The organism is Kribbella yunnanensis (assembly GCF_039529655.1).
In the GTDB taxonomy this organism is placed as follows: domain Bacteria; phylum Actinomycetota; class Actinomycetes; order Propionibacteriales; family Kribbellaceae; genus Kribbella; species Kribbella yunnanensis.
Genome location: NZ_BAAANF010000004.1, coordinates 214,602 through 233,193 on the forward strand (window position 1 = coordinate 214,602; position 18,592 = coordinate 233,193).

An 18,592-nucleotide genomic window follows, 5' to 3' on the forward strand; every position below is an offset into this window, starting at 1 on the left:
CGCTGACGAATCAGGCGCGCGCGGCGCGGCCGAACTCCCAGTGCCACGGCTCCTCGCGGCTGCCACCTTGCTCGGCCCATGACGGGTGCACCCAGCCGAATGCGGAGGCCTGGGCCTTCATCCAGCGGTACTGCGTGGTGCCGAACTTGTCGATGCCGCCACAGAGGTCGATCGCGACGCCCCAGCCGTGGTTCGACGTACCAGGAAGGGCGGCCAGGGACGGCTTGCGTGCGTACAGGCTGACCTGGGCCTGGTACGAGCGGTAGGAGTCGGTGATGCAGAGCGACTTGCCGAAGGCCTTGCGGTACGACCCGGCGAGCTGCAGGTAGGCCGCGGCGGCGTCGCAGCGCAGCATGTGACCGTTGCCGATCGCACACAGTTTGCTGGACGGGATCATGCCGTTGCTGTAGCCGCCCCAGCCGGTCGTCGCGGAGCCGGTGGCCAGGAACGGCATCGGGTTGACCGGGTCGCCGCCGATCCGGACCTCGAAGTGCAGGTGCGGGCCGGTGGAGTTGCCCTCGCTGCCGACCGCGCCGATCCGCTGACCGGCGACGACCTGCTGACCGTCGGTCACGTTGACCTGGCTGAGGTGGGCGTAGAGGGTTTCGAACCCATCGCCGTGATCGATCCGGACCAGGTTGCCGGCCCAGCTCGGGTGCTCGACCCGGACAGTGCCGGCGGTGACCGCACGGACCGGCGTACCGATCGAGGCCGGGAAGTCCTGGCCGGTGTGGAAGCCGCTCGACCACATCGCGCCGGACTGACCGAACGGCGTACCGATCTCGTAGGTCCCGTCGGCGAGCGGCCACGTCCACGCACCGGTGCCGACATTGACCGACGTACCGGTGTTGCCGCAGCGGAAGTTGACCGCGTTGGTGCCTGCCGTCGGCGCGACCTGCGCTTTGGTGGGGGCGCCGAGGGTCGGGCGCAGGGCGGCCCAGAGGTTCTGCGGGACCGGCGTCACGACGACCGAGCCCTTGGACTCGTCGGACGCGATCATCTCGTCGTTGTCGAGGGCGATGCCGATGTGGACCAGGCCGAGCGACCGGCTGCCCATCAGCATGATGTCGCCGGGCTGGATCTGGTCCGGCGGGACCTGCTGGTAGCCGGGGTAGACCTTGCTGATCGTGTTCGGCAGTTTGGCGAACGGCGCCCACGCGGCGCGGGTTGCGCCAAGACATCCGTACTGGTCGGGGCCGCTGGCATCGATCGCGTACGCGCGGCCGACCAGGTTGAAGGCCTGGTTGACTGCGCGGATCGTCTCGGACGACAGCACCCGAAGGGTCTTGCCGCCGACCGTCACCGATGCTGCCCCGGGGACCGGCTGACCACCGGCGACGAGTGGGCTCAGGCCGGCCGGGAGCGTGGCGGGGTTCTTGATCGTGGCGGCGGGCGGTAGCGCCACCTTGGCCGTGGTGAGCTCGCTCAGGTAGGCCTGCCAGCGCAGAAGCGCCTGCTGGTTGCGGGCCAGCTGGAGCTGCCTCGACAGCTCGGACGCGCCGTCCAGCTCCGGGAGCTGGTCGATGGCACGCGACGCGGCATCGGCCGCCTTCTGCTTCACCTCGTTGCCGAGTTGCTGTGCCCGCTCCGCCGCGGCCTTGGCAGCGCCGCGCTTGCTGCCGGCCTCGGCCTTGGCCTTGTCGGCCTCCGCGCCGGCGTTCATGGCCTTGTTGTACTGCGAGGTCTGCGTCGTACCGAGCTGCTGGATCGCGGTCTGCCGGTCGGCGATCTCCTGCAGGTTCTCCGCGACCGGCGCCAGCGACCACAGGATCGACTCCGCACCGAGCTGAGTCGGTACGCCGAGCTGGTAGGCCTGCGCGGTGATCACACCGAGCTTGCGGCGCTCCTCGTCGGCCCGGCCGGTGGAGCTGTTCGCCGTGGTCTCGGCCTTCTTGGCGGCGGCCTCAGCAGCCTCGGCCGCCTTGAGCGCGTTCGTGTAGGCGATGGTCGCCTTGGCGAAATCAGCCTGCAGTACGGCGGCCTCGGCCTGGAGCTGCTCGAGCGAGCGTTTGACGTCCGTGACGGAGGCAGGTGGGGGAGGCGTGGGCGTGCCGGCATAGGCGGGCAGCGCCACCACTGCCAGCACCGTGCCGAGCGCCGCGAACCGCAGCCCCCGACGGTTCCCCAGAACCATCAGGCTCCCCATTGTCGTCTCGCCTCACTTGCGCAGGCCGGACGAGCCCCCGCGCTGCCCCAGCGTAAGCCGCGAACGGTCCTGACGAAACCCCACTTCACGCAGTGTGACCAATTGGACCACCAGCCTGCCCGATCGTCACTGTGCTGGGGCGACCGACTAAAGTTCAGGTCATGGCCTCGCACTTTGACGTTGTTGTCCTCGGCGCAGGTCCGGGTGGGTATGTCGCGGCGATCCGCGCGGCTCAGCTCGGGCTCAAGACCGCCATCATCGAGAAGAAGTACTGGGGCGGTGTCTGCCTGAACGTGGGGTGTATCCCCAGTAAGGCGCTGCTGCGGAACGCGGAGCTCGCGCACATCTTCCGGACGGAGGCGAAGACCTTCGGTATCAGCGGTGAGGTCAGCTTCGACTTCCCGACCGCCGTCCAGCGCAGCCGCAAGGTCGCCGACGGCCGGGTCAAGGGCGTCCACTTCCTGATGAAGAAGAACAGCATCACCGAGTTCGACGGGTGGGGCTCGTTCACCGACGCGAACACCATCGACGTGACGCTGAACGACGGTTCCTCGGAGACCGTCACCTTCGGCAGCTGCATCATCGCCACCGGCGCCACCACCAAGCTGCTGCCGGGCACCCAGCTGTCCGACCGTGTGGTCACCTACGAGGAGCAGATCCTCACCGAGGACCTGCCGGGCTCCATCGTGATCGCCGGTGCCGGCGCGATCGGTGTCGAGTTCGCGTACGTCCTGGCCAACTACGGCGTCAAGGTCACCATCGTCGAGTTCCTCGACCGAATGGTCCCGCTGGAGGACCCGGACGTCTCCAAGGAGCTCGCCCGCGCCTACAAGAAACTCGGTGTCGACGTCCTCACCTCCACCCGGGTCGACTCGATCGACGACTCCGGTTCGTCGGTCAAGGTGACGGTGACCGGCAAGGACGGCGCGCAGAAGACGATCGAGGCCGACAAGGTCATGCAGGCGATCGGCTTCCAGCCGCGCGTCGACGGCTACGGCCTCGACAAAACCGGCGTACAGCTCACCGAGCGCGGCGCGATCGGTATCGACGGTCTCTGCAAGACCAACGTGCCGAACATCTTCGCCATCGGTGACGTCACCGCGAAGCTGATGCTCGCGCACGCCGCCGAGGCGATGGGCGTGATCGCCGCCGAGACGATCGCCGGCCACGAGACCATGGAGCTCGACTACGCCATGATCCCGCGCGCCACCTTCTGCCAGCCGCAGATCGCCAGCTTCGGGTACACCGAGGAAGAGGCGAAGAAGCTCGGCCACGAGGTGAAGGTCGCCAAGTTCCCGTTCACCGCCAACGGCAAGGCCCACGGCCTGAACGACCCGAACGGTTTCGTCAAGGTCATCAGCGACGCCAAGTACGGCGAACTCCTCGGCGCGCACCTGATCGGCCCCGAGGTCACCGAGCTCCTCCCCGAGCTCACCCTCGCCCAGAAGTGGGACCTCACCACCAAGGAACTGGCGCGCAACGTCCACGCCCACCCAACCCTGTCCGAGGCCCTCCAAGAAGCCTTCCACGGCCTCGAAGGCCACATGATCAACTTCTGATCACCCCCGACCGGGCGCCCGCGGATCCCTCCGCCGGCGCCCGTTCGCACACCCCACCACCGCCTAACGTCCGAAAGACCGGAGAGCCCGTCTCCGGACGCTCGGACATTAGGGAAGTCACGAGAACGCGGCTGCCGAATCCCCATCCCCAAACCGTTTTGGGGTGGATCTGCGACGGATTCGGGGGGTGGTTCCTCCCCACATCCTCCGCGGACGGTGCGATCCCCTCCCCGAACCGGTTTGGGGAGGAAACTGGGCCGGTCAGGGCGAACATCCACCCCACTCTCCAGCGACGGTCACTTGTCAGGCGACGGGAACTCAACTTCCCCAGCCATAGCCCGGCAACCCCAGGCAACGTGGAGCCGCGGTCGCCGACCTCGCCATCCACCTCGGCCACCGCGGCGCCCAGCCATGCTGTCTTTGTAGTCGGCCGGAAGTGGTGATCAGCCACAGCGCACGTCCCCGGCCGAGAACCTTTCGGCCTGCACCCCCGACTCGACCGCCAAAGGCGGCCGACAAAAACCACAGGGCGAGCCGAGTAGATGGCTGGGCGGGATGGCGAGGTCGGCGACCGCGGTTCCACGTTGCCTGGGGCTGACGGGCTCTGGCTGGGGTGCGGGATGGTCGAGATCTGCGCTGTCCGATGGATTTGGGGGACTCGGTGACGAGAATCCATCGGATAACGCATCCGGGCAGCCCGGGACCCCGAGATCGCGGGCGCGAGTCAGTTTGAGCACCCATCAACCACATGACCCCCGTCGAGACGGTTGAGCCGTGCTCAAGGTTGGCCGGCTGGCTCACCTTGAGCACTCGTTGCCCATTGTTTGGCGGCGTGCATGGTTGAGCCATGCTCTAGGTCGGCTGGCTGGGGCACCTTGAGCACCGGTCGACCATCGTTTGGCCGCGTACGTGGTTGAGCCGTGCTCAACGTTGTACTGGGTCGGGACTTGGTGGGGTGCGGAGGTGGCGGGCGGTTAGGGCGGCGGTGGCCAGGAGGAGGGCGGCGCTGACGGCGGCTGAGAGGTGGAAGGCGTCGGTGAAGGCATCGCGGGCCGCTGGTACGGCGAGGGCTTCGCGCGTGAGGTCGGTTGCGCCGGTCTGGTGGCGGTAGGCGACGGTGATCAGGCTGCCGAGCAGGGCGATGCCCAGTGCGCCACCGAGCTGGGGAGCTGTCGAGGCGATGGCTGCGGCGGTGCCGGCGCGCTCGGTGGGGGCGGCGCCGATGATGAGGTCGGTGGCCAACGCCATGGTCGGCGCGAGACCGGCCGAGATGATGATCGAGCCGGTGACGAGTAGGGGGAGTGGGCCGGTTGCGATCAGTACGCCGAAACCTGCGACCGCCAGCGTTAGTCCGCCCGCGATGACTGTGCCCGGGGCAATCCGGCGAGCCAGTCGTGGCGCCAGGAGGGATCCCGCGATCGTGCCGACGGCGGAAGGTGCAGTCCAGAGACCCGCGGTGAGCGGATCGAGTCCGTGCACGAGCTGCAAGAACTGGGCGATCGCGTAGTTGACCGCCCAGAGAACGAAGATCGCCAGACCGAGCGCGATCGACGCCGTACTGAAGACGCGACTGGTGAAGAGTTGCAGGTCGATCATCGGATCGGGCAGCCGACGCTGCCGGACGACGAACACGACGCCAAGGATCACTCCACCAGCGACAGCGGCCAGCCATTGCCAGGCGAACCCGTCTGCCGCCAGGTGCTTGAGCCCGTAGACGATCGGCAGGATCGCAGCCATCGACAGCACCGCGCTCAGCGGATCGAGTCGCTTGCCGCCCGGAGCGCGGTACTCTGGCAGCAGCCGTGGACCTGCGATGAGCAGCGCGACCATGATCGGGACGCCGATCAGGAACACCGCTCCCCAGTGGAAGCTGTCGAGCAGCCAGCCACCGACGAGCGGCCCGATCGCGGTACCTCCGGAAACGCTGGCGACCACGATCCCGATCGCGACACTGCGCTGGGCCGGGTTCTTGAACATCGCGGCGACCAAGGCGATCACCGAAGGCATCAGCGTCGACCCGGCGACACCCATCAGAGCCCGGGCCGCGATCAGTACGCCGGGTCCGTTGGCGAATGCGGCCAGCACGGAGGCGACGCCGTACAGGGCAGCGCCTCCGAGCAGCAGTCGGCGCCGGCCGATCCGGTCGCCGAGTGTGCCCATCGTGATGAGCGAGCCCGCGAGCAGGAACGCGTAGACATCGACGATCCAGAGCAGTTCGGAACCGCTGGGGTGCAGGTCGGCCGCGATCGAAGGGAGGGCGAGATGGGTCACGGTCAGTTCGAGCGACGCGAGCAGGGCGGGCAGCGCGAGCACGCCCAGCCCGACCCACTCTCGTCGCCCGGCACGGACAACCTCAACGTTGGTTGATGTCATGCCGACGAGCATCAACCCTCAACTTAAGTTGAGGTCAAGGCCGCGCGGAGTTTCGGGTACCCAGGCGCGAGGTCGGCGAGAATTTCGGCGGCCTGGGGAAATTGGCGTGAGGTGAGGGCGAATTGCAGACTTCCGAGCGTTCGGGAAAGATCGGCGGCAACAATTGCGGCCTCGGCCTGACCGATCGCAGCCAACCAGATCGACGCATCGTTGAGACGCCGTACGCCGGCCGGTCCCGCGAGACCGGCCAGGTGGCCGCGGATGCCGTCGTCCTCGGCGGCGAGCAGCGCGGCCATCTGTTCGACGGCTTGCTGTGAGTCGCGAGCCAGCCAGTCGCGAGCGTGTGGAAGCGACGCGCGCAGGGCGTCCTCGACGGAGACTTCGCGCTGGCGCTCGAAGTCGGTGCGGAGGATGTAGGAGCCTTCTACCGAGGTGATCTCGTCCGCTCGCCAGGCTTCGAGAAACTGCCGGATCGGTAGCGTGGCATAGGGAAATCCGTCCGGATCGTGGAAGACAACCACGTCATCCGTGACCTCGACGACGACCACCCAGTGGTCACCGCCGACGGCCTTGCCCGGCGACCACGGCTGGTGCGTGAGGAGGCCGATGTCGACCGGGCCGACGAGCGCTGGGCAACTCTCGCGCAGCCTGGCCAAGGCCTCCTCAGCAGATCCGCCGGACGTCCGCTGGCAGGTCCAGCCGAGCAGGTCGATGGCTCGGTCGAGGCCGAGGTCAGGCTGCCAGCCGGGCGGATCGAACCAAGGCAGCCCGGTGTCCTCGATCTGCGCACCGAACGGCGAACCGGTCAGCACCTCGACCGCTGTCATCGGTACGTCGCGAATGATCATTGCCAGGGAATTCGCATAACAATAGGCGCCGGAGCCCAGATAATTCGTCGTCATGCGCAGATAGTGGCATTCTCGGAATTCATTGTCACGGGAAGCGGTAGAAGGTCTGCAGTGGCTCACCGGGGTAGTGGATGTGCAGCGCGAGTCCGGGAGCGGCGTCGGTGTCGACGATCGTCCCGCTGGCCGGGGCAGGCTCGAAGGGGAGCGTGACGGTCGACCGGATGCCAGGTGCGCCCAGGACCGGGTGACCGGCGAAGGTGGTGACGACCGGGTTGTGCACATGGCCGGTCAGGATCGCGGTGACGGTCTTGTCGACGAGGACGGCTTCGAGCGCTTCCTGCGAACGCAGCAGCCACTGGTCCATCACCGGGTGGTGCATGACGAGCGGCGGGTGGTGCATCGCCACGAACACCGGGCCGTCGAACGGCTCCCGCAGTACGGCGTCCAACCAGGCCAGCGAGTCCTCGGAGAGCAAGCCGTGGTCCTCACCAGGCACCGTGCTGTCGACCAACACGAACCGCGCACCGGCAGCCTCGCGCAGCTGATGAATCGGGTGCCCGTCACCGGGGGAGTCCAGGTAGTCGGCAAGCCCGACCCGCAATGGCGAGCTGACATCGTGGTTCCCCGGCAGCACGAACACCGGTACGCCGGTCGGCAGCTCGGCCGCCAGTTCGTCGTACTCGGCCGGCAGTCCGTGATCGGCCAGATCCCCACTCACCAGTACGACGTCCACCGGCGTACTGAACTCGCGCAGGTACGCCGTGATCCGTCGCAGCCGATCGCGGGGCGTGGAGGTCCCGTCCAGATGAGGGTCACTGAGGTGTGCGATGACGATCATCTTTCGACCCTAACCGCAGAACCCGGTCGGCAGATCGCTGCACGGGACGAGTCCGCCGCGCTCCAGGACCGGACGAGCCTGCGTCGAGCCGATGTAGTCGAGGAACGCCGCGGTGAGCGACTTCGGGTCGGGCGTCTTGTAGGTGTAGGCGTGCTCGACCTCCCAGAACCGGTACGACCGGTCTTCCACCTTCGCGGTGTCCGGTGCGACCTTGTCGATCGTCGCGATCGAGATCTGCGGATACTTCCGCGCGCTGCCGAGTTCGGCGTACCCGATGCCGCCGTCGATCTCGTTGACCCGGGTGAGCAGCTCCTCCGTCGTACCGACCTCGCAGCGGTGGTACTTCGCGACCGCGTCGTCGTCGCGAGCACAGTCGTCGGACGAGATCCCGAGCTCCTGATCACCGGCGAGAACCTTCTCCCGGAACACCCGGCGCGATCCCGAATCCGGACCGACCCGGCTGACCATCCGGATCGGCAGGTCGCGGCCGCCGAGCTGCTTCCAGTTGGTGAGCTTGCCGCTGTAGATGTCGCGCAACTGCGTCGTACTGACCCCGGTGACATCGGCCGATCGGTTGACGACCACGGCGAACACGACCACCGCGACCGGTTCGCCGCGCAGCTCGGGCGCGCTCTCGGCAGGGCCGTCCGACATCGCGATCTGCCGGCTCGCCTGCTCTGCATCCTTTGAGCCGAGTTCGGCGAGGCTGCGGACGCCGCTGCGGCTCCCGTTCGCGGCGATGGTGATGTCGGCGTTCGTGCACTCGGCGGCATAGGCCGTCCGCAGCTCGCGCATCGTCGGCTCCACCGCGGTCGAGCCGATCACCCGGAGCTGACCGGACGAGCAGTCGTCCGGCGGCTTGAGCACGTCGACGAGGAAGAACGCGACGAGCGCCCCGACCAGCATCAGCGACAGCGCGCCGAACAGCAGCGTACGGCGACCCGGTCCGCGCGGCCGCGGTTCGTGGTACACCCCGCCACCGGTCGAGCCGCCGGCCAGGTAACCCGAGTGGCTGACGCCCTGACCGGTCCCCGACAGCACCAGCAGGAACTTGAAATGGTCGCCCCGATTGATCGCGATCCGCGGCAACACGAGCTTGCTGGTGTCGACGAAGTTCGCCGGTGACAGCCGCCGTTCGAGCATCTCGCCGAGCGAACTCGGGTGCGCCTCGGTCACCTTCAGCCCGACGATCTTCCGGTCGGGGAACGCGAAGGCGACCTTCTCGTGCATGTCCTGCGGGCCGATGTCCATCCCACCGGCGTTGTCCAGCCGCAGCAGGACGATGCTCGGATCCGTCACCACCGACCCCTGGTGACGGACCTCGACATCCACCATCCGCTGGGTCTGATCGGCCCGCGGATAGACCCCGATCCGCGCGTCCACCTGCACGCGGTAGACCAGCCGCTTGCGCCGCAGGACATAGCGGTCGACGAGCCAGGCGATCGCCGTACCGATCAAGGCAACGGCAGCGATGACGGTTTCGAGATTGACGGACGCGAAACCAGAGAAGTCGAACAACGTGCCCCCACTTCAGCGAAGGCAGGACGCTACTCGCCCGCGGTGAACGCCCGCTTACCGCGCGATGACGCGGAGGCGCTCGATCGTCTGGGTCAGCACGGTTTCGAGTGGGGTCGCCGAGACGCCGAGGACGGCCGAGGTGTGGGTGGCGTCGAGCAGCAGCGGATCGTTGTCGAGGTACTGCATCTCGATCAGCTCGGCCATGATCGGGTCGTCCTGACCGAGCCGTTCGAGCTCGGCCGGCGAGATGCTGGTGAGTTGCGGAGTCGGCGCCTCCGCGAGCCTGGCCAATTCCACCGTCAGAGCGCGGACCGGCAAGGTCGAGGTGGACGGGACATGCCAGGCGCGTCCCCAGGCATCGTCATGGCGAGCAGCGGCAATCATCGTGCGCGCGGTGTCCTCGACGTACGACCAGCTGTGCTCGACGTCGAGCTCGCCGGGATAGGCGGCGGCGACACCTGCCAGCACGGCCGGCGGAACGATCAGGTTGTAGACCGACATGGTGTCCGGGCCGAGGAAGTCGCTCGCGCGGATCTCCGTCACTCGGGCGTCACTGGCCAAGGCGTCGTCCCACATCCGTGCGCGAACCGAACCCTTGACCGTGGTCGGCGCCGAGGGCTGGTTCTCGGTGATCGGGCCTGCGACCGGACCGTACGCGTAGAGATTGCCGAGCATGACGTAGTCCGCGCCGGTGCGCTCGGCGGTGGTCAGCATGCCGGCCGCGAGTGGTGGCCAGTCGCTCGGCCACCGGTCGTACGACGGCATCGCGCAGTTGTAGAGCGTGGTTGCGCCCTCGCACAGGCTGGTCAGCTGGTCGACTGCGGTGGCGTCGGCGGCGACACGTTCGATTCCCGGGTGGTCCGGGCCGGAGCCGCTCCGCGTGACGAGCTTGACGCGCTCACCATCGTCCGCGAGCAGCCGAGCCAAGGCCCGGCCGGTCCCGCCGGCGCCGACCACGACAGAGAAGGTCATGTGCATCTCCCGAAGAGTTGTTGGAGCTCGACCCTACGAAGGCAACTCACGCCACGGACATGGTCACAACGCTCCGCGACATATCCAGCCGTCTAAGCTGAGGACGTGGACGTGCTGAGCGACGTACTGACTGCCCTGCGAACCGGACGTCCGCACGCGGCTCGAACCGAGGAGCAGGCTCCGTGGGGGATCCGGTTCCCGCCGAGCGATGGTGCCGGGTGCCACGTGTTGCTCGAAGGGTCGTGCTGGCTGCTTCCGGCGCGTGGCGAGCCGATCCGATTGAGCGTCGGCGACGTGGTGTTCGTGCCGCACGGTGCGGGCTATGCGTTGGCCGACCACCCGGACAGCTCGCTGACCGAGTTCCAGTTCGACACCGCGCCGGCGGCCGATGCGGTCGGGGCGCAGGGCCCGGCGATCAAGCTGCTGTGCGCGGCGTACTACTTCGACCGATCGAGCAGCCATCCGCTCCTCGACGAACTGCCGGAGGTCGTGCATCTGTCCGGCCGGCATCCGTCCTTGCGCGCGGCGATCGACCTGCTGGCGAGCGAACTCAGCGATCCCCGAGCGGGCTCGTCCGCGATCTTGGCGGGACTCGTCGACATGCTGCTGATGTTCGTGCTGCGCGCCTGGTTCGCGGACGAACGGGCCACCGAGGGCTGGGCGACAGTGCTGGCCGACCCGGTGCTGATGGCGTCGCTGCACGGTATCCACGGCAGTCCGCAGCATCCCTGGACGGTGGCTGAGCTCGCCTCGCTGTCCGGGTTGTCGCGGTCGAGTTTCGCCAAGCGGTTCACCGACACGGTCGGCCGGACGCCACTCGGCTATCTGACCTGGTGGCGGATGACGCTGGCCGCGCGCCGGCTGCACGATTCCGATGCGCCGCTGCGCGCGATCGCCGCGCAGATCGGGTACGGGACCGAGTTCGCACTCGCCAAGGCGTTCAAGCGCGAGTACGGCGTCGCTCCCGGGGAGTACCGCCGTACCCGCCTTACCGCATGATGACGCGCCGGGGGAGGGCTTGGCCGGGGGCGAGGCGTCTGCAAGATTGGCGGCATGGCTGAACAGGTTGACGTGGTCGTGATCGGGCTGGGTGTGGGCGGCGAGGAGGCCTCCGGGCGGCTGGCCGAGGCGGGGCTGAACGTGGTGGGGATCGAGCCGCGGCTCGTTGGCGGTGAGTGCCCGTACTACGGGTGCATCCCGAGCAAGATGATGATCCGCGCGGCCAACCTGATCGCCGAGACGCGCCGTGTCGACGGCATGGCCGGTACGGCGTCGGTCCAGCCGGACTGGGCTCCCGTGGCGAAGCGGATCCGCGACGAGGCGACCGACAACTGGAACGACCAGGTCGCGGTCGACCGGCTGGTGAAGAAGGGCGTCACGTTCGTCCGCGAGCACGCCACGATCACCGGGAAGCGCACGGTGAAGGCGGGCGACCGGGAGTTCGAGGCGTCGAAGGGCATCATCGTCGCGACCGGCACGGTCCCGCTGGTGCCGCCGATCGACGGCCTCGCCGGTACGCCGTTCTGGACGAACCAGGACGCGATTCGGGCCGAGACGTTGCCGGCCTCGTTGGTCGTGCTCGGCGGTGGCGCGATCGGGGTCGAGCTCACCCAGGTGTTCGCCCGGTTCGGTGTGGCCGTGACCGTGGTCGAAGGCGCCGAGCGAATCCTGTCGATGGAGGAGCCGGAGTCGGGCGACCTCGCCCGCGAGGCGCTCGAGCGGGACGGCGTCGTCATCAACACCGGCGTACACGCGTCGAAAGTTGCGCACGACGGCAACGAGTTCACGATCACGTTGGATGACGGCCGCACGGTCAGCGGCGAGAAGTTGCTGGTGGCAACCGGTCGGCGGGTCGACATCAAGGGCCTCGGCCTGGATCAGGTCGGGATCGACGCGGACGCGCGCAAGATCGAGGTGGACGAGCACGTCCGGGCCGCGGACGGTGTGTGGGCCGTCGGTGACGTGACCGGGGTCGGCGCGTTCACGCACACCGCGATGTACCAGGCGAACATCGCCGTACACGACATCCTCGGCACGCAGGATGCGCCGCTTGCCCGGTATCACGCGATGCCGCGAGTCACCTTCACCGATCCGGAGATCGGCGCGGTCGGGCTCACCGAGAAGCAGGCTCGCGAGCACGGGCTGAATGTCGCGACCGGTTCGACGCAGATCCCGTCGTCGTCGCGCGGCTGGATTCACAAGGCCGGGAACGAGGGTTTCATCAAACTCGTGGTCGACACGGATCGCGGCGTACTGGTCGGTGCGACCAGCGCGGGGCCGACCGGTGGCGAGGTGCTCAGCGCGCTCGCGATCGCCGTACATGCCGCCGTACCTGTGCACTCTCTGCAACAGGTCATCTACGCGTACCCGACGTTCCACCGCGCGATCGGTGATGCCCTGAAGGATTTATAACGATCCCTGTTGCGATTCGATCGCAAAAGGACGAAGAATGTGCGCGTGCATGTTCCTGATGGGTTCTTCAACGCCCCGACGTCCGTCGCCACCGGCCTGATCGCGGCCGGTGCCGTCGGTTTCAGCCTGCAGCGCGCGAACCGCGAGATCCGGGAGACCGGTCCCGCGCTGGCCGGGCTGACCGCGGCCTTCGTGTTCGCGGTGCAGATGGTGAACTTCCCGGTCGGCGCCGGCACCAGCGGTCACCTGCTCGGCGGTGCGCTGGCGGCCGCGCTCGTCGGCCCGTGGACCGGCGTACTGGTGATGTCGACGGTGCTGCTCGTGCAGGGTCTGCTCTTCGCCGACGGCGGCCTGACGGCACTCGGTACGAACATCACGCTGATGGGCCTGATCACGGTGCTCGTCGGGTACTTCCTCACCCGCGCCCTGCTCCAGGTGCTGCCGCGCCGGACCGGGAGCGTCGTACCGGCCGCGACCGTCGGTGCACTGGTCTCCGTACCGGTCGCAGCGCTGGCCTTCACCGGCCTCTACGCGATCGGCGGCGCGGTCGACATCCCGCTCGGCAAGCTTGCCACCGCGATGGTCGGCTGGCACATCCTCGTCGGCATCGGTGAGGCTGTCATCACCGCGGCCGTCCTCGGTGCGGTGGTCGCGACCCGTCCCGACCTCGTGTACGCCGCTCGCCACCTTCAGCAGGACCTGATCCTGGTCGATGCCGATGGCAACACTTCCACGGTCTCGCCGGATAAGCCGATCGCCGCCAAGCCGGCCGGTCGTTCGCTCGGTATCGGGGTCGCCATCACGCTTGTTGTTGCCGGTGGCGTCAGTCTGCTGGCCAGCGCCCATCCTGACGGGCTCGAGTTCGTCGGCGCCAAGCTCGGCTTCGAGAGCGCGGCCAAGGACTCCGCGGTCGCGGGCAGCCCGCTGGCCGACTACGGCGTGAGTGGCATCGGCAACGCGCAGGTCTCCGGTGCGCTCGCCGGCATCATCGGCGTACTGGTCACGATCGCGGTCGGCCTGGCCATCGCCAAGGTCGCGTCGCTCCGCACGAACAAAGCGTCGTGAGCGGGGACGGCCTGCTCGTCGCGGTCGACAGCAAGGTTCACCGGATCCCGGCGCAGGTGAAGATCGTCGCCCTGTTCGTCTTCGTCCTGGCCGTCGTCTCCACCCCAGCCGCCAACTTCTGGGCCTTCGCCCTGTACGCCGCCTTCCTCGTCGCCGCACTCGTGGTTGCGAAACTCCCGGCGCTCGTGGTCTCCCGGCGGCTGGCGGTGGAGACGCCGTTCATCGTGTTCGCGCTGCTGCTCCCGTTCGTGGCGACGGGACCGACGGTCGACGTACTCGGCGTGCAGTTGTCGCAGTCCGGCGTACTCGGCGCGTGGAACGTCCTGGCGAAAGGCACGCTCGGAGTGATCGCCGCGATCCTGCTGTCGGCCACGACCGGCCCGCGCGAACTGCTCGCCGGACTCGAACGCCTGCGGTTGCCGTCGACCCTCGTGGCGATCCTGTCGTTCATGGTTCGCTACCTGAGCGTCGTCTCCGACGACCTGCACCGAATGCGGATCGCCCGGGAGTCCCGTGGGTACGTCGGCGGCCGAGCCGGACATCTGAAGGCGATCGCCGGGGGAGTGGGCGCACTGTTCGTCCGCAGTTTCGAGCGTGGTGAGCGGGTGCACCTGGCGATGCGGTCGCGCGGTTACACCGGCCGGATGCCGCTGCTCGGCGAGGTCGGTGCGACGCGGGCCCAGTGGCTCGAAGGGTTGACGATCTCCCTGGCTGCGGTGGCCGTCGCGGTGGCGGCTAGGGTTGTCGGCTTGTGAGCGGTCCCGCGATTCATGTCGAACGTCTTGTCTTCGCCTACCCCGACGGGCGGCAGGCCCTGTACGGCGTCGATTTCACCGTCGAACGCGGTGAGCGCGTGGCGCTGCTCGGCCCGAACGGCGCCGGCAAGACCACCCTCGTCCTGCATCTGAACGGGATCCTCGGCTCGGTCGCCGGTGGTTCCGGCAGCGGGCGGATCGAGATCGGCGGGACCGGGCTGCATCGCGACCACCTGCGCGTGATCCGGCGGAAGGTCGGTCTGGTCTTCCAGGATCCGGACGACCAGCTGTTCATGCCGACCGTGCGTGACGACGTCGCCTTCGGACCGGCGAACCTCGGTCTGCGCGGCGCCGAGCTCGACGACCGAGTCCGTGAAGCACTGGTCCAGGTCGGTATGCAGGATCACGCGGACCTCGCGCCGCATCACCTGTCCTACGGCCAGCGCCGCCGGGTCGCGGTCGCGACCGTGCTCGCGATGCGTCCCGAGGTGCTCGTCCTCGACGAACCGTCGAGCAACCTGGACCCGGCCAGCCGGCGCGAGCTCGCCGACATCCTGACCGGTCTCGATGTGACCCTGCTGATGATCACCCACGACCTCCCGTACGCCCTGCAACTGTGCGAGCGGAGCCTGCTGATGGACAGCGGCCGGATCGTCGCGGACGGCCGGACCCGGGACCTGCTCGGCGACGCGGACCTGATGAGCGCGCACCGGCTGGAACTGCCGTACGGGTTCGACCCGCTCTCGGTGCCCGGACCCGAAGGCCGCTGACCTACTCCAGAAATACGCGGCCAGTTTCTTACCAAGACCTTGTCTGTTACCCGCGAGTCGGCCATCGTGACTTTGAGTACTTCAGTCGCCACCCCTCGCACCCAAGGCGGTCCGCCCATGAAGTCCATCGTCAGTGCTCTGTCCGCCGCGGCCCTCGGCGCCGCGACGCTCCTCGTCCCTGGTGTCGCCCACGCCGCGGTCAACTACGTTGCCCTCGGCGACTCCTACGCCTCCGGAGTCGGCACCCGTACGTACATCTCCAGCAGCGGTTCGTGCCAGCGTTCGACCAAGGCCTATCCCTACCTCGACGCCGCCCGGCTCGGCGCGAACCTGACCTTCGTCGCCTGCTCCGGCGCGCGCGTCGCCGACGTCACGAACAACCAGCTCAGCGCGGTCACCAGCGCGGCCAACCGGATCACCGTCCAGGTCGGAGGCAACGACGCCGGCTTCTCCTCAGTGATCACCGAATGCGCCAAGCCGGCCTGGCTCGGTGACTGCGACACCGCGATCAACAACGCCCAGGCCACGATCAACAACACGATCCCTGGCCGGCTGAACGGTCTCTACGGCTCGATCAAGAGCCGCGCATCCTCGGCCAAGGTCATCGTCGTCGGTTACCCACGCCTGTTCAACGGCACCGACTGCAACGCCGGCACCTTCTTCAGTCCCGCCGAGATGACCCGCCTGAACCAAACCGCCGACCTCCTCAACTCGAAGATCGCCAATGCTGCGAGTGGAGCCGGCTTCTCCTTCGTCAACCCGACCTCCGCCTTCATCGGCCACGCCGTCTGCGGCAGCCCCGAATGGATCAACGGCCTCTCCAACCCCGTCAGCGAGTCCTACCACCCCAACATCGCCGGCCAAGCCGCCTACGCCAACCTCGTAGCCCCCGCCCTCACCAAGGACTGACCCACAACGTCCGAAGGACCCGCAGGCCTGGTCTCCGGATCGTCGGACGTTAGCTCCCCCTTCCACGTAACGTCCGAACGATCCGCAGGCCTGGTCTCCGGATCGTCGGACGTTGCGCGGGTGGCGGTTACTCGGTGGCGACGTATTCGCGGAGGTGTTCGGCGGTGAGGGTGGGGCTGGACTCGACCAGGTCGGCGGGGGTTCCGGTGAAGACGACTTGGCCGCCGTCGTGGCCGGCGCCGGGGCCGATGTCGATCAGCCAGTCGGCGTGCGCCATCACGGCCTGATGGTGCTCGATGACGATCACCGTGTTGCCGTCCTCGACCAGCTTGTCGAGCATCGTCAGCAGCGCGTCGACATCAGCCAGGTGCAACCCGGTCGTCGGCTCGTCCAGGATGTAGATCGAACCACTCTTGCCCATGTTGATCGCGAGCTTCAGTCGCTGGCGTTCACCACCGGACAGCGTGGTCAGCGGCTGCCCGAGCCCGATGTAGCCGAGCCCGACGGCCGACAACCGGTCCAGGATCGTCCGGGCCGGCCCCTTCACGAAGAATTCCCGGGCCTCGGTCACGGTCATCCGCAGTACCTCGCTGATGTTCTTCCCGCGCAACTTGTACGCGAGCACCTCGGCCGTGAACCGCGCCCCGTTGCAGACCTCGCAGACCGACGCGACCTCGGCCATCATCGCGAGATCGGTGTAGACCAACCCAATGCCCTTGCACGACGGGCACGCGCCGACCGAGTTCGCGCTGAACAGACCCGGCTTCACGCCATTCGCCTTCGCGAACTCCGCCCGGATCGGATCGAGCAGTCCGGTGTACGTCGCCGGGTTGCTGCGCTTGGAACCGCGAATCGGCTCCTGCCCGGCCACGATCACCCCCGGCCGACCGGCCAGCGAGCCGTGGATCAGCGAGCTCTTGCCCGACCCCGCCACCCCGGTGACCACGGTCAGTACACCCAGCGGGATGTCGACGCTGACATCGCGCAGGTTGTGCAGGTTCGCGTTCTCGATCACGAGCTTCCCGGTCGGACGCCGTACGTCGTCCCTCACAGCAACGCGGTGATCCAGATAGCGGCCGGTCAACGTGCCGGACCGCTTCAGCCCGTCCAGGTCACCGGAGTAGCAGAGCCGACCGCCGGACAGACCGGCTCCCGGACCGAGGTCGACGACGTGGTCGGCGATCCGGATCGTCTCCGGCTTGTGCTCGACGACCAGCACGGTGTTGCCCTTGTCGCGCAACTGGATCAGCAGGTCGTTCATCCGCTGGATGTCGTGCGGGTGCAACCCGACCGTCGGCTCGTCGAAGACATAGGTGACGTCGCTCAGGCTGGAGCCGAGGTGCCGGACCAGCTTCACTCGCTGCGCCTCACCACCCGACAGCGTGCCGGATTCGCGATCGAGGCTGAGGTAGCCCAGCCCGATGGTGACCATCGAGTCGAGCGTCTGCCGCAACCCGTCGAGCATCGGACCGACACCGGGGTGCTCGACTCCGGCCACGAACTTGGCGAGATCGCTGATCTGCATCGACGAGCAGTCGCCGATCGTGCGGCCGTTGATGGTGACCGACCGAGCCGCCTCGTTCAACCGCGCACCGCCACACGACGAGCAGGTCTCCTGCCGAACCGCGCGCTCGCCGAACGCCCGAGCTGGGGCCTGCATGGTGTCCAGATCCTTACCGACGTACTGGCGCTTGACCTTCGCGGCGAGTCCTTCGAAGGTGAGGTTGCTCTTGCCGATCTTGACCTTCATCGGTTCCTGCCAGAGGAACTGCTGCCAGGTCTCGGCCGAGTAGTCGCGCAGCGGCAGCTCGGGATCGAACAGACCTGACTGCGAGAACAGTTGATACCACCAGGTCTCGGGCCCGTACCCCGGCACCTTGATCGCGCCATCCTTCAAACTGAGGTCCCGGTCGACGAGCTCGTCGATGTCGAGCTCGGTGGTCCGGCCGAGACCCTCGCAGACCGGGCACATCCCCTCGGCCCGGTTGAAGCTGAACGCCGAGGGCGGCCCGACGTACGGCGTACCGGCGCGACTGAACAGGACCCGCAGCATGGTGTGTGCGTCGGTGGCGGTGCCGACCGTGGATCGGGAGCTGGCACCGATCCGCTCCTGGTCGACGACAATGGCTGCGGACAGGTTCCGCAGGGCGTCCACGTCCGGCCGGGCCAGACTGGGCATGAAGTTCTGGATGAACGCGGTGTAGGTCTCGTTGATGAGTCGCTGGGACTCGGCGGCGATGGTGTCGAAGACGAGCGACGACTTCCCGGACCCGGAGACTCCGGTGAACACCGTCAGACGGCGTTTGGGGATGTCGAGCGAGACGCCGGCGAGGTTGTTCTCGCGGGCCCCGCGGACCTCGATCAGGTCGTGGCTGTCGGCGGCCGGGTGACCGGCTGGAGCGGTCGAATCGGTGGCAGGCATCCTTC

Annotated in this window: 14 protein-coding genes; 7 read left to right on the forward strand and 7 right to left on the reverse strand. The window is 67.9% G+C overall.

What is annotated here, in order from left to right:
* Positions 1-10: 10 nt before the first annotated feature.
* Entirely contained in the window at positions 11-2,134 is a 2,124-nt protein-coding gene (locus ABD231_RS07895; protein ID WP_344147316.1) for a peptidoglycan DD-metalloendopeptidase family protein, read from the reverse strand.
* A 173-nt stretch (positions 2,135-2,307) separates the two neighbouring features.
* Here ABD231_RS07895 and lpdA point away from each other — a divergent pair, with 173 nt between their 5' ends.
* Positions 2,308-3,705 carry a dihydrolipoyl dehydrogenase gene (gene lpdA / locus ABD231_RS07900; protein ID WP_344147319.1) on the forward strand — a complete coding sequence of 466 codons (1,398 nt, stop codon included), beginning with the start codon at positions 2,308-2,310 and terminating at the stop codon, positions 3,703-3,705.
* A gap of 924 nt (positions 3,706-4,629) precedes the next feature.
* Here the strand turns inward: lpdA and ABD231_RS07905 are convergent.
* Genes ABD231_RS07905 through ABD231_RS07925 form a run of 5 tightly spaced genes read right to left on the reverse strand, consistent with a single transcriptional unit; the run spans position 4,630 to position 10,254 of the window.
* Complete coding sequence (locus ABD231_RS07905) at positions 4,630-6,078, reverse strand: MFS transporter (protein WP_344147322.1); 1,449 nt, start codon at positions 6,076-6,078, stop codon at positions 4,630-4,632.
* A 23-nt stretch (positions 6,079-6,101) separates the two neighbouring features.
* On the reverse strand, positions 6,102-6,980 hold the full coding sequence (locus ABD231_RS07910; protein WP_344147325.1) for a hypothetical protein: 879 nt from the start codon (positions 6,978-6,980) through the stop codon (positions 6,102-6,104).
* A 31-nt stretch (positions 6,981-7,011) separates the two neighbouring features.
* A complete protein-coding gene (locus ABD231_RS07915; RefSeq protein WP_344147328.1) occupies positions 7,012-7,764 on the reverse strand; it encodes a metallophosphoesterase in 753 nt (250 codons plus the stop codon).
* 9 nt (positions 7,765-7,773) lie between these two features.
* A complete protein-coding gene (locus ABD231_RS07920; RefSeq protein WP_344147331.1) occupies positions 7,774-9,282 on the reverse strand; it encodes a PstS family phosphate ABC transporter substrate-binding protein in 1,509 nt (502 codons plus the stop codon).
* 54 nt (positions 9,283-9,336) lie between these two features.
* Positions 9,337-10,254 carry an NAD-dependent epimerase/dehydratase family protein gene (locus ABD231_RS07925; protein ID WP_344147334.1) on the reverse strand — a complete coding sequence of 306 codons (918 nt, stop codon included), beginning with the start codon at positions 10,252-10,254 and terminating at the stop codon, positions 9,337-9,339.
* Between the two features lie 105 nt (positions 10,255-10,359).
* Between ABD231_RS07925 and ABD231_RS07930 the strand changes: the two genes are divergently transcribed.
* The 6 genes from ABD231_RS07930 (at position 10,360) to ABD231_RS07955 (ending at position 16,165) form a co-directional block, all read left to right on the forward strand.
* Positions 10,360-11,253, forward strand: a complete 894-nt coding sequence (locus tag ABD231_RS07930) for an AraC family transcriptional regulator (RefSeq protein ID WP_344147337.1) — start codon at positions 10,360-10,362, stop codon at positions 11,251-11,253.
* A gap of 54 nt (positions 11,254-11,307) precedes the next feature.
* Positions 11,308-12,666: a dihydrolipoyl dehydrogenase family protein gene (locus ABD231_RS07935; protein WP_344147340.1), complete on the forward strand. Its 1,359-nt coding sequence runs from the start codon at positions 11,308-11,310 to the stop codon at positions 12,664-12,666.
* Between the two features lie 45 nt (positions 12,667-12,711).
* On the forward strand, positions 12,712-13,731 hold the full coding sequence (locus ABD231_RS07940) for an energy-coupling factor ABC transporter permease (RefSeq protein WP_344147343.1): 1,020 nt from the start codon (positions 12,712-12,714) through the stop codon (positions 13,729-13,731).
* The gene (gene cbiQ, locus ABD231_RS07945; protein WP_344147346.1) at positions 13,728-14,486 is read left to right on the forward strand and encodes a cobalt ECF transporter T component CbiQ; all 759 of its coding nucleotides are present in this window, start codon (positions 13,728-13,730) and stop codon (positions 14,484-14,486) included. Before ABD231_RS07940 ends, cbiQ begins: the two co-directional genes overlap by 4 nt.
* The gene (locus ABD231_RS07950; protein ID WP_344147349.1) at positions 14,483-15,256 is read left to right on the forward strand and encodes an energy-coupling factor ABC transporter ATP-binding protein; all 774 of its coding nucleotides are present in this window, start codon (positions 14,483-14,485) and stop codon (positions 15,254-15,256) included. Before cbiQ ends, ABD231_RS07950 begins: the two co-directional genes overlap by 4 nt.
* 117 nt (positions 15,257-15,373) lie before the next feature.
* Entirely contained in the window at positions 15,374-16,165 is a 792-nt protein-coding gene (locus ABD231_RS07955) for an SGNH/GDSL hydrolase family protein (RefSeq protein ID WP_344147352.1), read from the forward strand.
* Positions 16,166-16,292: 127 nt separating this feature from the next.
* Here ABD231_RS07955 and ABD231_RS07960 read toward each other — a convergent pair whose 3' ends face one another.
* A complete protein-coding gene (locus ABD231_RS07960) occupies positions 16,293-18,587 on the reverse strand; it encodes an ATP-binding cassette domain-containing protein (RefSeq protein WP_344147355.1) in 2,295 nt (764 codons plus the stop codon).
* Positions 18,588-18,592 lie beyond the last annotated feature (5 nt).

Coding starts and splice junctions, on each gene's coding strand:
- ABD231_RS07925 (WP_344147334.1), bottom strand. CDS start 10,254: ATGACCTTCTCTGTCGTGGTCGGCGCCGGCGGGACCGGCCGGGCCTTG.
- ABD231_RS07915 (WP_344147328.1), bottom strand. CDS start 7,764: ATGATCGTCATCGCACACCTCAGTGACCCTCATCTGGACGGGACCTCC.
- ABD231_RS07960 (WP_344147355.1), bottom strand. CDS start 18,587: ATGCCTGCCACCGATTCGACCGCTCCAGCCGGTCACCCGGCCGCCGAC.
- lpdA (WP_344147319.1), top strand. CDS start 2,308: ATGGCCTCGCACTTTGACGTTGTTGTCCTCGGCGCAGGTCCGGGTGGG.
- ABD231_RS07910 (WP_344147325.1), bottom strand. CDS start 6,980: ATGACGACGAATTATCTGGGCTCCGGCGCCTATTGTTATGCGAATTCC.
- ABD231_RS07935 (WP_344147340.1), top strand. CDS start 11,308: ATGGCTGAACAGGTTGACGTGGTCGTGATCGGGCTGGGTGTGGGCGGC.
- ABD231_RS07905 (WP_344147322.1), bottom strand. CDS start 6,078: ATGACATCAACCAACGTTGAGGTTGTCCGTGCCGGGCGACGAGAGTGG.
- ABD231_RS07895 (WP_344147316.1), bottom strand. CDS start 2,134: ATGGTTCTGGGGAACCGTCGGGGGCTGCGGTTCGCGGCGCTCGGCACG.
- ABD231_RS07955 (WP_344147352.1), top strand. CDS start 15,374: ATGAAGTCCATCGTCAGTGCTCTGTCCGCCGCGGCCCTCGGCGCCGCG.